Origin of the sequence: Duncaniella freteri (genome assembly GCF_004766125.1) — a bacterium.
GTDB lineage: Bacteria > Bacteroidota > Bacteroidia > Bacteroidales > Muribaculaceae > Duncaniella > Duncaniella freteri.
In genome coordinates, this window is the sequence record NZ_SJSA01000002.1 from 859,417 (window position 1) to 874,266 (window position 14,850).

General features: G+C 47.0%; 16 protein-coding genes. 11 read left to right on the forward strand and 5 right to left on the reverse strand.

The window, feature by feature from the left end; all coding sequences use genetic code 11:
- Nucleotides 1-39: 39 nt before the first annotated feature.
- The 5 genes from EZ315_RS13795 to EZ315_RS13815 all read right to left on the reverse strand — a co-directional run bounded on the left by EZ315_RS13795 (nt 40) and on the right by EZ315_RS13815 (nt 5,959).
- Nucleotides 40-1,521, reverse strand: a complete 1,482-nt coding sequence (locus EZ315_RS13795) for a DUF4099 domain-containing protein (RefSeq protein WP_135472599.1) — start codon at nt 1,519-1,521, stop codon at nt 40-42.
- Between the two features lie 41 nt (nt 1,522-1,562).
- Nucleotides 1,563-1,976, reverse strand: a complete 414-nt coding sequence (locus tag EZ315_RS13800; protein WP_135472600.1) for a helix-turn-helix domain-containing protein — start codon at nt 1,974-1,976, stop codon at nt 1,563-1,565.
- 239 nt (nt 1,977-2,215) lie between these two features.
- Nucleotides 2,216-4,219 (reverse strand): conjugal transfer protein MobC, encoded by a 2,004-nt coding sequence (gene mobC / locus EZ315_RS13805; RefSeq protein WP_135472601.1) that lies wholly within the window; start codon nt 4,217-4,219, stop codon nt 2,216-2,218.
- Nucleotides 4,220-4,241: 22 nt separating this feature from the next.
- The gene (gene mobB, locus EZ315_RS13810; protein WP_135472602.1) at nt 4,242-5,558 is read right to left on the reverse strand and encodes a conjugal transfer protein MobB; all 1,317 of its coding nucleotides are present in this window, start codon (nt 5,556-5,558) and stop codon (nt 4,242-4,244) included.
- Nucleotides 5,537-5,959, reverse strand: coding sequence for a plasmid mobilization protein (locus EZ315_RS13815; protein WP_135472603.1), 423 nt, complete (start codon nt 5,957-5,959; stop codon nt 5,537-5,539). The genes mobB and EZ315_RS13815 overlap by 22 nt, the downstream gene beginning before the upstream one ends.
- A 1,085-nt stretch (nt 5,960-7,044) precedes the next feature.
- Here EZ315_RS13815 and EZ315_RS13820 point away from each other — a divergent pair.
- From EZ315_RS13820 to traJ, 11 genes are all read left to right on the forward strand, one after another.
- Nucleotides 7,045-7,803, forward strand: a complete 759-nt coding sequence (locus EZ315_RS13820) for a ParA family protein (RefSeq protein WP_135472604.1) — start codon at nt 7,045-7,047, stop codon at nt 7,801-7,803.
- Nucleotides 7,804-7,807: 4 nt separating this feature from the next.
- Nucleotides 7,808-8,266 carry a DUF3408 domain-containing protein gene (locus EZ315_RS13825; RefSeq protein ID WP_135472605.1) on the forward strand — a complete coding sequence of 153 codons (459 nt, stop codon included), beginning with the start codon at nt 7,808-7,810 and terminating at the stop codon, nt 8,264-8,266.
- Nucleotides 8,259-8,786, forward strand: coding sequence for a DUF3408 domain-containing protein (locus tag EZ315_RS13830; protein ID WP_135472606.1), 528 nt, complete (start codon nt 8,259-8,261; stop codon nt 8,784-8,786). The genes EZ315_RS13825 and EZ315_RS13830 overlap by 8 nt, the downstream gene beginning before the upstream one ends.
- Nucleotides 8,783-9,508 carry a hypothetical protein gene (locus EZ315_RS13835; protein WP_135472607.1) on the forward strand — a complete coding sequence of 242 codons (726 nt, stop codon included), beginning with the start codon at nt 8,783-8,785 and terminating at the stop codon, nt 9,506-9,508. Before EZ315_RS13830 ends, EZ315_RS13835 begins: the two co-directional genes overlap by 4 nt.
- Nucleotides 9,505-9,843: a DUF4134 domain-containing protein gene (locus EZ315_RS13840; RefSeq protein WP_135472608.1), complete on the forward strand. Its 339-nt coding sequence runs from the start codon at nt 9,505-9,507 to the stop codon at nt 9,841-9,843. The genes EZ315_RS13835 and EZ315_RS13840 overlap by 4 nt, the downstream gene beginning before the upstream one ends.
- Nucleotides 9,843-10,163, forward strand: coding sequence for a DUF4133 domain-containing protein (locus EZ315_RS13845; protein ID WP_135472609.1), 321 nt, complete (start codon nt 9,843-9,845; stop codon nt 10,161-10,163). Before EZ315_RS13840 ends, EZ315_RS13845 begins: the two co-directional genes overlap by 1 nt.
- Nucleotides 10,160-12,667, forward strand: a complete 2,508-nt coding sequence (locus tag EZ315_RS13850) for a TraG family conjugative transposon ATPase (protein WP_135472610.1) — start codon at nt 10,160-10,162, stop codon at nt 12,665-12,667. Before EZ315_RS13845 ends, EZ315_RS13850 begins: the two co-directional genes overlap by 4 nt.
- Nucleotides 12,664-12,801, forward strand: a complete 138-nt coding sequence (locus EZ315_RS16415; RefSeq protein WP_170957562.1) for a hypothetical protein — start codon at nt 12,664-12,666, stop codon at nt 12,799-12,801. The genes EZ315_RS13850 and EZ315_RS16415 overlap by 4 nt, the downstream gene beginning before the upstream one ends.
- Nucleotides 12,802-12,869: 68 nt before the next feature.
- Nucleotides 12,870-13,160, forward strand: a complete 291-nt coding sequence (locus tag EZ315_RS13855) for a hypothetical protein (protein WP_135472611.1) — start codon at nt 12,870-12,872, stop codon at nt 13,158-13,160.
- 10 nt (nt 13,161-13,170) lie between these two features.
- Nucleotides 13,171-13,809: a DUF4141 domain-containing protein gene (locus EZ315_RS13860; protein ID WP_123486437.1), complete on the forward strand. Its 639-nt coding sequence runs from the start codon at nt 13,171-13,173 to the stop codon at nt 13,807-13,809.
- 29 nt (nt 13,810-13,838) lie between these two features.
- Nucleotides 13,839-14,837 carry a conjugative transposon protein TraJ gene (gene traJ / locus EZ315_RS13865; protein WP_135472838.1) on the forward strand — a complete coding sequence of 333 codons (999 nt, stop codon included), beginning with the start codon at nt 13,839-13,841 and terminating at the stop codon, nt 14,835-14,837.
- Nucleotides 14,838-14,850: the final 13 nt, after the last annotated feature.

The following is a 14,850-nucleotide window of genomic DNA, read 5'->3' on the forward strand; positions in this document are numbered from 1 at the left end:
GCATCATCTGCCGGCACTCGTTGGGGTTATAGGGAGTGGTTAGATTTTGGGGCCTTTGGGCTTACGCTGTTGCTTCTGCTGTTCCTCATCCTTCGGGGCGGTCTGACCCTTTTGGAGAGGTTCATTGACATTCTTGGTAGCCTCGTTTGTCTTGCCCTCGTTGTTCACGGCGAACTGGGTCTCACTCTCAGCGGCGGGCTTTATGGATTGAGCCTCATCGGGATTAGTGGAATGAGGGAACGGACGTCCCTTTACCGGGTCAAACTTGACATAAACAGTTGATTCCTTGCCCTGTTTGTCGATGTAGCCTTCGACTTTCACCGTTTTTCCGGCGACATAATCAGCCTTCTGCTGGTCGGTGAAATGAACATTGCTCCATTTACCGATTGGCTTGATGCTGCCGTCTTCGAGAGTCCAGCTCTGCTTCTTCTCCTGCTCCTTGACGCCGTTGTTGAGGGTCTCGGATTGATTCTCCTTCTTGACCTCCTCCTGTTTCTGAATATTTTCAAGACGGCACGGACGGGGAACAAATTCGACTTTCTGCTCGGCTGCGCTATACTGAAGCACGACAGGATATGTAGCTCCTTTGGAGTCGGTGAAGTCCTTGGATAACTGTTTCCCGGATTTAAGAATGGCAATATCCTTGGGCGAAAGTTCGGTCTGGGAGATTTTATTCGGGATATAGATGTTCGCCGGGGAAGCCTGCAACTCGTGGGTCATGCGGTCAATGCTGACAAACGACGGAATCTTGTTACCGTTGGCATCTGTGATTTCCACTACACGGCCGAGGTTGCCGGTATTTTTGAGCATCTCCTTGTCCTCCTTGGTGAACTTCACACCGCAGAACTCCTGAGACAGGTCAGGCTCGGTTCTGATGAAGTGAGGCTTAACTGTCACATTTCCGTCCGGATTGGTCTGGAAAGAGAGACGAGCGTCGATGTCGAACTTCTCACCGAAATAATCGGCGTTGAGTGTCATGAGCTTCGACTTTCGGTTGTGGAGCATTTCCGTGAGGTCTTTCGGATCGATTGCATTTTTGTCGATGCCCCATTTCTGCTTGATGTTGCTCCAGTCGATTTTGCTTTCATCGATCGCAGATAACTTGCCGCCGGGAGTCTCAGGTGCAACAGCTGGCTTTGCTTCGGGCTGAGGTTCCGACATAGTCTCGGATTGCGTCTTCTCGACTGAAGGTTGCTCGACCTTGAAGTCTTTGAGAATCTCTGCATTGGTTTCGGGATCCTTTATAAAGTCTGCCATTGCCATGCCAACACTTTCGTATCGGTCAGCCGGGACTTTGAAGAAGCCGAATGTCGTTGGATTCTTGCACTGACGCATGAAATTCGACATGAATGCTTCGAGTGGATTCTGACCTTTTGTGAATTTCACAAGGTCGGAGAGTTTTGCCGATTTGACATCGGTCATCTTTGGTGTGCCGTCCTCGTTGAGTCCGATCACTGCGCCTACCTGCCCTGTCTCGTTATTTCGGGCAATCAGCACTTCTTCTTGCTGGATGGTTTCCATTTTTGAAGTATGGGTATGTGTTTTGATTAAAATTCCGGGATTTATTCTTCGTCAACTTCAGCAATCCTGATGACTGCGTAGTTGCGTGGTGACGCATAGACATTGATGAAGCGGATTATCTCGTGACCAGAATAGCGGACATTTCTGCCCAACTTGATATAGGATATAAGACCCTTTGAGCGCCACTTTTGAGCGGTTATCTTCGCTATGTCGAAAATTCGGCAGAAATGGCCGTTGTCATACCAGCGGTGAGGATCAATCCAACTGATGTCTATCTCGTCACGTTCAGCCCTGACTTCGGGCTGACTATGGAAGGGAGGTTGACGAGCCTGCTGAATCTCGATGAGAATTTGGAGTTTCTCATTGATGTCCTCAAGCAGGTCTCTCATTGAGTCATCGGCTGTATGCTGAGGTTGCATTCCGGCGATGAAGGGGGTTAATATTCCAGTGTGCATAATTCTTTGTTTTTGAAGATTATGCTGCAAAATTATAGCGTAAAAAATCCCCCGATTGTAGAGTATATATAGACTCTACTACATAAAAAATCAACTTTTTTTCGACGGCATCTCTAACTTGTTGAATTGGCAGAAGAAAAAAAGAGAACTTTTTTGAAAAAATTTTTCATTTTTCTCAAAAGTCCTCTTTTATCATAGACTACCACACGTATATTACTGAATTTGTGGCAGTAAACAATCTATCGTGGTTTCATATCCAACAGATGACGGAGGTTTGGGTCTGCTGCAATGCGTGCAGTCTCGCGTCTTACGATGTCTATCACATCAATCTTTATCTGGTCATAGTTGCGTTGAATCTCGGCTTTCATGCCAGATTTGTCTGGAGTATCATCGTTGAAGTCAGTTATTACAGGGATTGGCTGGTAAGCGGCGGTTTCCTTATTTATCGCGTCACTGTCAACCACAATCTCGGCATGAAAAATCTTTTGGTCTATGCGCTGGTCGAAGTTATCGGAGACAGCACCGACAAACATACCCTGAGTTAAGGTTGATATTTTACTTGCCGGGATGAGAGAATCCAATTGGGTATTGAAAGAATGACTAACATCCTGACGGTTGATTGAGATTGACTGGCGTTTCTGGAGAACCTTGCCGAATCGCTCGGAGAGTGTTTTGGCGGTCTCGCCAACGACCTGCCCGGAGAAGATATTGCCAACGGTGTTCATCACCACAGCGGCTTCCTTATCACCATAGTCACGCTTCAACTGAGAGAAGTCCTGAAAGCCGAGGCATACAGCAACTTTATTGCTTCGTGCTGTGGCAATCAGATTGTCCAGCCCCTTAAAGTATATGGTCGGGAGCTCATCTATGATTACACCGGACTTCAGCATTCCCTTCTTGTTGATGAGCTTTACAATTCGAGAATTGTAGAGTCCTAATGCCGCACCGTAGATGTTCTGACGGTCGGGATTGTTGCCTACACATAGTATTTTAGGGTGCTCAGGATTGTTGATGTCAAGAGTGAAATCATCCCCTGTCATTACCCAATATAGCTGCGGAGAAATCATACGCGACAAAGGAATCTTTGCCGATGCGATTTGTCCTGCCAACTGCTCCGCAGCGCCTCCAAGCCATGCGTCCATGAATGGAGAAAGGTAATTCTCCAGCTGTGGATAACTCGTCAGAATCGGGAATATATCCTCATAGCGACGGCAGAGGAATTCGATGGCATGAGGGAATGTGCAGTACTTACCATCCTCGAAGCACCGGAGATACCAGATGATTGCAGCGAAGAGTACAATCGGAGACTCCACAAAAAAGTCACCCTGTTTCTGCACCCAACTTCTATTGAGGTTTAGCATGATAGTGTACGCTGATTCGTATGCGTCCGCTATATCGGTCATGAACGCCGGATGTATCGGATTACAGCGGTGGCTACGCTCCGGATCATCGAAATTGATTACATAGAACTCCGGTGGATTTTCACCGTACCCCTTTTGATGATTGAGCATGTGATTATATGCTATAGTGCTCAAATCTGGATACTTATAGTCATATACATACAGACCAAATCCTTTCTCAATCTGCTGCTTGATGAAGTTATTGACCACTGCGTATGACTTGCCGGAACCGGGAGTGCCAAGCACGATGGAAGCACGAAACGGATTGACAACATTTATCCAGCCTCTATTCCATTTCTTTTTGTAATAGAACTTGGTAGGAAGATTGACAGAATACTCATTCTCTTTGAGTTCCGTTTCCTGCATGAAGGATTCATTTTCCTCGTTAAAACGGTCATCCATCATATTGTTCTTCAACATTCGGCTCATCCATACACCTCCCAATAGCAGACAGACATATCCGGCTACGGTGGTTATAATATATATAAGGTGTAGGCCGGCGGCAACCATCCACCAGTTTAGGAAGAATAATCCGGCTCCTATGCTCAATATTATCCATATCTGGTGCCATTGTATTTTTTCATTCTTGACACCTTTCGTGCCGAAGCACGAAAGGGCAAGAAGAAGCAAAGACCACCACTTGGCGTTCCAAGGGTTGTGAAAGAGTTTTCCTGCATCGTCAAGACCATGCAGGATTTTCATTGTCTGAGGGTGGAACTGCCATTCCCCTATGAGGTCTTGACAGAACCAATAGATATTTGTGACCACAACGAGTATGCTCAAGCCACGGAGTAAATCCATGATTTTAGCCAATGCCCTGAGGTCGTCTTCTTGTTGCGACATTTTTATCGGATGTTAAGTGATTTTACAAATGTGGGCCACGGCGTTTCTTCTTTCTCTTGCGACGCTCCATTTCACGGTTCATAGCCTCCTGTTCGGCATCGAAGCCGGGACCGAGCTGGAACAGATCCAATCCGGGAAGCGATGGTTGGTCAAAGTCGGTTGAGTAAGAAGATGTCTGTTGACTTGCTTGATTGTTTTGATGGTTTGAAGAACTGTTTGAAGATGCTGTACCTCCTGATTGCGTCTGACTTGTCGATTGTGTCCGGTTCGGTACATTGGACTGATTAGGCATTGTGATTTGAGGCTTCTGACCGTCACCGTTGAACCAACGTTCAAAGACATTTGCCGAGAACTCTCTGCCAAGTCGTGAGCCATTGAGAACTGTATGGGTATTGTGGTCAATGAAAGTGACTCCATAGATTCTACCATCATTATTCTCACGGATGAGAATATCAATACCTTTCTCCCTAAGTTTGGCAATGAAATCATCCTTGCCGGAGGAGTCATTGATAACTGACGAGATGATTCTTCTCGACGGTTTGAGATTGATCCTCGTCGCTGACCTCTCGAACTTATTCTCGACTGCTGAACGACTTGCAAACTTGCCAAGCCTCGAAGCCTTGAAAGGATTGGCGATAGTCTCTCCAGCATCATTAGTGGCAAAATATACCAATCCATGATACTCGCGACCATTTACCTTACCGTCAGTTGCCTCACACCTTATATTATATAAGGAGAGAATGGCGTTGTATTCGCCCAAGGTCTGGAACTGCCAACGCATACCAACAAGTTTGACGATATTCGCAACCTGCCGCTTTATATCGCCAGCAGGATCAAGTTTGGTAATGGGTGTATCAGGTGATACCCTTTCTCGTTGGGCTTTATGGAGATTATATTTCTCTTCAAGTTCACTTGTGATTTTCTTGCTCCGGCGGAACAGAAAAGCCTGATTAAGACGTTTGCCCTGCTCGTTGACATTGACGGTCACTATATGTATATGGTGACGATCGATGTCCTCGTGCTTATACATTACCCACGGCTGCTCTCCGAATCCCAGTTTGTCGAGGTACTCACGGGCCAAGATTTCAAAATCTTGGTCGGTGAGTCTATCATCGGGGTGCGGATTAAGTGAGATATGCAATACTGGCTTTTTTGTTCTGCCCATCTTTGGCATGAAACTCTTGAAGTCCTCAACCATACGTGCGACATCAACGTGACCATCTGGAGGAATCACGACCTTGTTAGAGCCGAGAATCCTCCCTTTTGCCTCATTGATTTTCTCCCCGTTATATGAGATTGCCCCGTAGAGAGAAGAACCTATACTGATTTTTGCGACCATGCCTCATCAAATTTCTGGGTAAGTTCCTTCACCTCCTCCATGATTTTTATCATGTCGCGAGTAGCTTTCTCCAGATTATAAAGGAGGCTGAGAGCCTTTTTCTCATTGAATCCGGTGCGGAGTTCCCTTACCACTATGTTATAATTGACCCCCAACGTGCGGAACTGGGCGAAAAATTCGCCCAACTTTGCGGTGTAAAGGCTGAGCGTCTTGTCTGTCACAAGCACCTTGAATGGCTTATTGGCGAGGTGCTGCTTGATGAAAGTGGCCTTTACGGTCTCACCGGCCTTTTCCATCATGCGCTGTAAAGCATCAAATTCGAGGTCATCAAACCTCACCATGACGCAATGTGTGCATCTGTTGGGCGACTGAGGTCGCCCAACGGTTTTATCTGGTTTCATTGTATTTCTGTTTTTGGGATTGCGCAACGCGCTCTATTCATTCTTATGGCACCGCAGGTTTTCTATGGGGATTGCGACTTTGGAGCGGTCCCAAGTCCCGGTACGGCAAGGTCATTTCGTGGGAACGGCTGAGTTACCCGAAATCCAAACGGTAACTGTTTGGACACCTTGCTGTGTCTTTGTGGACACAATCCTTATAAAGAAAGTAACCTGTAAAAAGTGGCTCTATCCGGTCCCGATTGGATGAGCCTTTGATGCACTGAAGAACTTGCTTCGGTTGCTCGATGCAAAGTTACTATGAGTTCCCCGATGGTTGTGCTATACGAAATATATACCGAGATATACATGTACAACCTTGTGCTATATCCGGCCAAAAATGTTTGGTCGGAACCGGGAATTATGCCTTACTTTGCACCGTTAACGACAGGAAACGCCCTCTCATCAGGGGCAAAATCCTGAGCCGATTGGCACGAGAATTCTCTTTTAATACTATGATTTTTTTGTCGCATGACTGATTAGCCAATCAAGCAATTGATTAAAGCACTGTCAATGCACCCCTTATTTTCAGCGCAGTAAGCCTTGACTTATGCGTGGATGGTAAATGTTACCGACCTTTTGACCGCCGTTTGGATCCATTTGGCAATGAAGTGTTGCCGGTCCCGAATGATTATCCAATCGGTTTCCCACCCAATTGACTATTCATCTGATAGATTGACCGGGTAAAGCCTCAATCAACTGATTGTGTGCCTGCCTCGTCAACCGGATGATTGTGTGCCTGATTGATTAGTCAGAACGTCAACCTCGCTAATGCCGAAATCGGCAGGATTGCGATTGACTGCATGATTGATTAACTGGTTAATCACATCTCCGCTTGCCTGAAGCCATACCCAATCAATCAACCGATTGCGCAGTTGCGCGATTGGTCAGTTGATTAGTTGAAGGTCTGATTAGTCAGGACTTCAACCAAGCAACTGATTGTCTGCTCGCTCATGTGGGCAGTTGACCAATCAGATGCCTGCTCAACTGAGTGAGAATGCGGTCAAGCGATTAAGCAACTGAAGTTTTCACCCTTAACACATGTTGAGATGAATAAACCCATTCTCGTTGCCGTGTCCTCTCAGAAAGGGGGTGTCGGCAAATCAACCCTTACCGTTCTTCTCGCAAGCTACCTGCATTTCGTCAAAGGCTACGAAGTGGCCGTAGTGGATTGCGACTCACCCCAACATAGCCTCTATCTCGAAAGGGAGAGGGAAATCAAAGATTGCGAGGAAAGTGAATTTCTACGCAAGCAGGTTTTCGATGTGTTCCAAAAAACTCAGAAACGGGCATATCCGATTCTGATGTCATCGCTCACCGATGCGCTGGCCACCGCTCAGGAGTACCTCGACGGAAACAGCATCCCTGATTTTCTGTTCTTCGACCTCCCCGGCACAATCAACAACTTCGATGTGGTGGATATTCTGCGCAATGTGCATTACGTATTATGTCCAATGACAGCCGACCGGTATGCGCTTGAAAGCGGCATCAGTTTCTGCAACTACATCAATAATGCCCTGATAACATCGGGCAATTCTGCAATCCGGCAACTCAGTGTCGTCTGGAATATGGTTGATCCACGTGAACGTACCGAACTCTATCGTATCTACGATGAATTCATGGCCGAACTGGGCATCAACGTAATGGAAACGCGTCTGCCAAACAGTGTCCGATTCCGCAGGGAAGGAAGCAGGGAACTAAAACGCGCCATATTCAGGTCAACGCTTATTCCCCCTGACAAGACACAGCTCCGAGGGAGCGGCGTTGAGGAACTGGTCGATGAGTTTCTAAAAATCACTGCAATGTAACGCTATGACGAAGAAGAACAATGGCGAGATTACACCCGACAATTTCCTCGACTCATACAAGCCCGTGTCACCTCAGCGAAAAGGAGACCGAGGGACTACCGAAGCGAAAGCCGAACTCACCACGGTGGAAAAGGCAAAAAGTAATGAAAGAGAAGCTGAGAGTATCATTTTACAGAGCCGGAACAATGATGTGGCGATGACACCATTGGAGTATCAGGAAATTTTTCTTAGACCCAACCTTGGTGAGTCAATGCGATACGGCAAGACCTATTACGTCAGCCGTGATGACTGCAAAAAGTTGAAGGCTCTCATGCGCTGCTTCGGGGAAGGCTATGACCGGTTCCCATTGTCGGTTTTCATTCACAACCTGCTTGAATACCATTTTGCCCAGTTCTCAGGGCTAATCAATGGCATGATGAGCAGGCAGTCAACACCAAACCCTTTTAACCAAAACGATGAATAACAATTCTTCCAATAAATCCGGTATCTCATTTTGGACGAAAGATGAGTATGCCCGGAAATACTTCACCCGGCGGCCGATTCGTCACCAACGCTGCATTGGTGTCACCACCGATATGCTTGAAGAAATCAAGGACGTTGTCAATCTGATTGCAATGGGTGGCACTACCGTTCGGGCATACGTGAGCGCTATCATCGCCGACCATTTCAAGGAATACAAGTTCCTGCACGAATATATGCGTCGGGCAATGTATAACAAGATACTTGTCGGTGACCTTGAAAAGTTCCAGCTAACATACGAGAAGTATGCAGAACAATATCTGCAACCCAGTATTGAGTCACGCAATGAGGCGTGGGTACATCTTGATGCTGACTGTGCAGATGCTCTGAAGCAAATCGTATCTTGGACCGGTAATGGTGTCACCATCGGATCATTCGCAGAGGCAATCATCAAGACGCACCTTGCAGAGAACAAAGAGTTGCTTGAATCCATGAAGTCTGATGTTTTTAACAGTCAGCCATGAGAGATATACTTCTTTCAGTGGTATTCATGCTCAACATGGGTTTCATCGTCCTATTTGCCATAGATTTTCTGAAGAGGTACAAAACCAATCAATCAGTTGATAAGAATGTCGATGCAGGTGAGAATCCCAAAGATGTAACAGAGCATGAGCCTACATCCGCACCAGCACGCAAGGCAGGTGTCGGCAAAAGCAAATTCTCAATGGATGATGTACGTAGGATTGCCGCTAAAGCATCTGAAAATGCAGTCTCTGAGTTTCTTGAAGAGATGGACATTGAAGATGTTGAGTTTGACGAAACCGAATCGTCTGTAAAACCTGCCCAACTCTCCCCAGAAGAGATAAAAGCTGCATTTGAGACAGACCAACGCATTGCTGATGAAATATCCGACAGTGATGATTCCATCGCTGTTCCCAATGCAACAGGCGCTGACTTCGATGAACTTGCCCGTGCTGAATTGATTCTTGGCCGTAAGACTGAGCCGACAACAGAGGAACATCAGTATGTGGTCCGTGTCTTTGCGAATTTCAAGAATACAGAACTGATGGATCATATTCCCAGATATATCCTCGATAAACTCGATGAGTGCCAACGTAAGGTTGAAGCCCTCGGAGTAAAGATTGAAACAACCACTCCGGAAAAAGTCTCAGTCAATTCATTTGACGAGTTTATAATCTCTGATTTTATCCCAAAATCTCAAACCTTAACCCCTACAACAAGATGAATCCCTTCAAATATCTCAAAGATAAAATCTCAAATATCAAGTGCCGTCTGACTCTGGCACTTCTCACCGCGCTCCTCAGCGCAACTCGTGCGTCAGCTGCCGGCAACGGGTTGAGTGGCATCAATGAAGCCACTTCAATGGTCACCTCCTATTTCGACCCGGGGACGAAACTGGTGTATGCCATCGGTGCCGTGGTTGGACTTATCGGCGGCATCAAGGTTTACTCCAAATGGTCGAGTGGCGACCCCGACACAAGCAAGACTGCCGCCTCTTGGTTCGGTGCCTGTATCTTCTTGATTGTAGCCGCCACAATCCTCCGCTCATTCTTCCTCTGATGGCTGAATATTCTATCAATAAAGGCATCGGAAGAAGTGTCGAGTACAAGGGTTTGAAAGCGCAGTATCTGTTCATCTTCGCCGGAGGATTGCTTGCAATGTTCGTGGTATTCGTCATCATGTACATCGTTGGAATATCGCAATGGATCTGCATCGGCTTCGGTGTCACGGCAACCTCAATCCTTGTGTGGCTTACCTTCCATCTCAATGCCAAGTATGGCGAATATGGTCTGATGAAACTCTCGGCGGTGAAATATCATCCGCGCTACATCATCAACCGCCTACGCCTCACACGACTAATCAGGAGTAAAAGAAAATGAGAAACACACTACGAGCGACAACGCTGGAGTCAAAACTCCCGCTGCTTGCGGTGGAACACGGTTGCATCATCTCAAAGGACGCGGACATTACCGTGGCCTTTGAGGTGAGCCTCCCGGAACTTTTCACCGTAACGTCAGCCGAATATGAGTCGATGCACGCCGCATGGTGCAAGGCAATCAAAGTGTTGCCTCACTTCTCGGTGGTGCATAAGCAGGACTGGTTCATGAGCGAGACCTACAAGCCGGAACTACAGAAGGAGGATTTATCATTCCTTGACCGGAGCTTTGAACGCCACTTCAACGAGCGGCCATATCTCGCCCACAAATGCTACCTGTTCCTTACCAAGACAACGAAGGAGAGGATGCGCCAGCAGAGCAACTTCTCCACCCTCTGCCGTGGGCGGCTCACTCCAAAGGAACTGAATCACGAGATGGTTGTGAAGTTCATGGAGTCGGTCGAACAGTTTGAGAGAATCATCAACGATACCGGCTATATCAAGTTGCGTCGCCTTTCAGATGATGAGATTGTCGGAACAGAATCCACCTCCGGAATCATTGAGAAATATATGTCGCTATCAATGGGTGATGTAAATTGCCTCGAAGACATTGACCTCTCGGCGAAGGAGATGAGAATCGGTGATAAGATGCTGTGCCTGCACACACTTTCTGACACAAATGATCTCCCCGGTAAGGTCAGCACCGACAACAGATATGAACGATTATCGACTGACCGCTCTGATTGCCGATTGAGTTTCGCTTCCCCCGTGGGGTTGCTTCTTCCCTGCAACCACATCTACAATCAGTATATCCTGATTGATGACCATGACGAGAACTTGGCAAGGTTTGAGAAGACTGCAAGGAACATGAATTCCCTCTCGAAGTACAGCCGGAGCAATGCCATCAACAAGGAATGGATAGACCGCTACTTGAACGAGGCTCATTCTTACAGCCTTATCTCGGTGCGCTGCCATTGCAACATAATGGCATGGTCGGATGATGCCGAGGAACTGCGGCGAATCAAGAATGAGGTGGGCGGCCAGCTGGCGACAATGGGGTGTATGCCCCGGCATAACACCATCGACTGCCCGACGCTGTTCTGGTCAGCGATGCCCGGCAACGAGGCTGACTTCCCTGCGGAGGAATCCTTCTACACGTTCATCGAACCTGCGGTTTGCTTTTTCACTGCCGAAACCAATTACCGCTCATCTTTATCGCCCTTCGGAATAAAGATGGTGGACAGGCTGACCGGAAAGCCGGTGCATCTTGACATCTCCGATGAACCGATGAAACGTGGCATAACAACAAACCGCAACAAGTTCATCTTGGGTCCGTCGGGTAGCGGAAAGTCTTTCTTCACCAACCACTTCACCCGACAATATTACGAGCAAGGCTCGCACATATTGCTGATTGATACAGGTAATTCATACGAAGGTCTGTGTAATCTGATCCACAACCGCACTCATGGCAAGGACGGGATTTACTACACCTATACGGAGGATAACCCCATATCTTTCAATCCGTTTTTCACGGATGATGGGGTGTTCAATGTGGAGAAGAAAGACTCGATAAAGACGCTGCTTCTGACCCTTTGGAAATCTGAGGATGACAGGGTGACGAAGACGGAATCCGGTGAGTTAGGCTCGGCATTGTCAATGTTCCTCGACAAGATGGCGAAAGACAAGGAAATCGTCCCCTGCTTCAACTCATTCTATGAGTTCATGCGCGACGAATATAAGGTTGAAATGGCAAACCGTCCGATACCCATCTACAGACAGGACTTCGACATTGACAATTTCCTGACTACACTCCGGCAATACTATCATGGCGGTCGCTTCGACTTCCTGCTCAATTCAAAAGAGAACATAGACCTGCTCAACAAGCGGTTTGTGGTCTTTGAAATTGACGCGATACGCGACAATAAAGACCTTTTCCCTGTAGTGACTATCATCATCATGGAGGCTTTCATCAACAAGATGCGAAGGCTGAAAGGTATCCGTAAAGTCCTTATCTGCGAGGAGGCGTGGAAGGCTCTTTCTACGGCAAATATGGCAGAATACATGAGGTACATGTTTAAGACGGTTCGTAAGTATTTCGGTGAGGCTGTGGTGGTTACGCAGGAGGTTGACGATATTATCTCGTCACCGATTGTCAAGGAGACCATCATCAACAACTCCGACTGCAAGATTCTTCTGGATCAACGCAAATATATGAACCGTTTCGACCAGATTCAGGAGCTGCTCGGTCTTACCGACAAGGAGAAAGCCCAGATTCTCAGTATCAACATGGCGAACAATCCGAACCGGCTATATAAAGAGGTATGGATAGGACTCGGAGGCACTCAATCAGCCGTCTATGCCACGGAGGTGTCGGGTGAGGAATACTACTGCTATACCACTGAGGAGACAGAGAAGGTCGAAGTGCAGCGGCTCGCCGCCAAACTCGGAGGCAACCTCGAAATGGCTATCCGCATGATGGCACAGGCGAGAAGGGAGGGCGCGACATGAAAATACTTCTGAAAACTGTTGGCGCTCTCACTCTCGGGATATTGGCAAGTGTGACAATTCTAATAACATTCCCTTTGCTCCTGCTCTACGTGGGAGTAAAGATGATCGGAGGCATGGCTTCCAAAATCAACTAAAACCCAAAATCGTGAATAATTTTTTCAAAAACCTAAAACACCGCAGTTGGTGGACTCAAAACAAAGACATGGTCTTTGAGTTCGATGAAATCAAAGGAATCCATGTCGTGACTGTGAAACAGTATGGCTGCTTCAGAAGCAAGGAACGTTCATACATTCTTACCCCTACCAGCTCAGACCGTGTGGCAACATTCAACGGAACTAACGGGCCGGTAACAATCGGTATCACCGCAAGTGGTGATGAGATTTTCGTGACACCACAGGGAATCTTCATGACCGACTATCATTCAGCGGACAAGCAGAACGAGGATGCAAAAGGAATCAATCCCGATGATGCACCCAAAGTAACAATCATATAATCGAACCATAATGAAGCAATTAAAAATTCTTCTCACGGTATTTGCTTTCGCCCTACTCTTTGGAGTGGGCAAAGCCAATGCCCAGTGGACGGTGATTGACCCGTCAAACATCGCCCAAAGCATCGTAAATAACTCCAAATCACTTGTTCAGGAAACATCTACGGCTCAGAATATGATTAAAAATTTTCAGGAGACCGTGAAAATTTACCAGCAGGCGAAGAAGTATTACGATGCTCTCCAGTCTGTCAACAATCTCGTCCGCGATGCCCGAAAGGTGCAACAGACAATCCTGATGCTCGGCAATATCTCCGGCTACTACGTCAACAACTTCCAGAAGATGCTCACGGATCCGAACTTCACATCTTCGGAACTTTCGGCAATCGCGTCCGGATATACCCGAATATTGGAGGAAGCCAATGGCGTGCTTGGAGATTTAAAGCAGGTCGTCAATATCACGACTCTATCCATGACTGATAAAGACCGTATGGATGTTGTCGATGATTGCTACAAGGAGATGAAGCGGTTGAAGAATCTCACGGCATATTACACCAACAAGAACATCAGCGTGTCATATCTCCGTGCAAAGAAAAAGGCCGATACCCAGAGGGTTGTCAGCTTGTATGGAGACGGATCTGAAAAATACTGGTAATGCCTATGCCCAATACTATCTTATGTGCCATTGATTTTTCAAACCTGCACACTATCCTCCGCTCGCTCTATGATGAGATGATGCCGTTGTGTGAAGAAATGTCGGGGGTAGCTCAGGGAATTGCCGGATTAGGTGCGCTGTTCTATGTGGCATACCGCGTATGGCAGTCACTCGCAAGAGCCGAACCGATTGATGTATTCCCTCTGCTTCGCCCCTTTGTTATTGGATTCTGCATCATGTTTTTTCCTACAGTAGTGTTAGGGACAATCAACACGGTAATGTCTCCGATTGTGCAGGGTACGGCATCAATGCTTGAAGGTCAGACACTCGATATGCAAAAGTATCGAGAGGAAAAAGACCGGTTGGAGTATGAACAGATGATGAATGACCCCTCCACCGCCTATTTGGTTGATGATGCTGAATTTGACAGGCAGATTGACGAATTGGGCGTAACTGAAATAGGTACTGCCGCCGGAATGTATATTGAAAGAGGAATGTATAAGGTGAAGAAAGCTATTCAGAATTTCTTTCGCGAACTACTGGAAATGCTTTTCCAAGCTGCATCCCTAACGATAGATACCATACGAACATTCTTCTTGGTAGTGCTGTCAATCCTCGGACCGATTGCCTTTGCTCTATCCGTATGGGATGGATTTCAGTCAACTCTACCCCAGTGGATATGTCGCTATATTCAGACCTACCTCTGGCTTCCGGTAGCTGACCTGTTCAGTACAATACTCGCCAAAATCCAAGTTTTGATGTTGCAGAATGACATTTCGGAATTGACTAATAATCCGAATGTTGACATTGACGGGACAAACAGTGCGTATGTCATCTTCATGATTATTGGCATCATCGGATACTTCACAATTCCCACTGTAGCAGGCTGGATTATTCAGGCCGGTGGCATGGGTAGCTATAACAGGAATGTCAATAATGCCGCTCTACAAGGCGGCTCATGGGCAGGTTCAATTGCAGGTGGAGTCGCTGGAAATGTTGCAGGTCGCGCCGGGAAATTGCTCAAATAGCCTTATATACGAC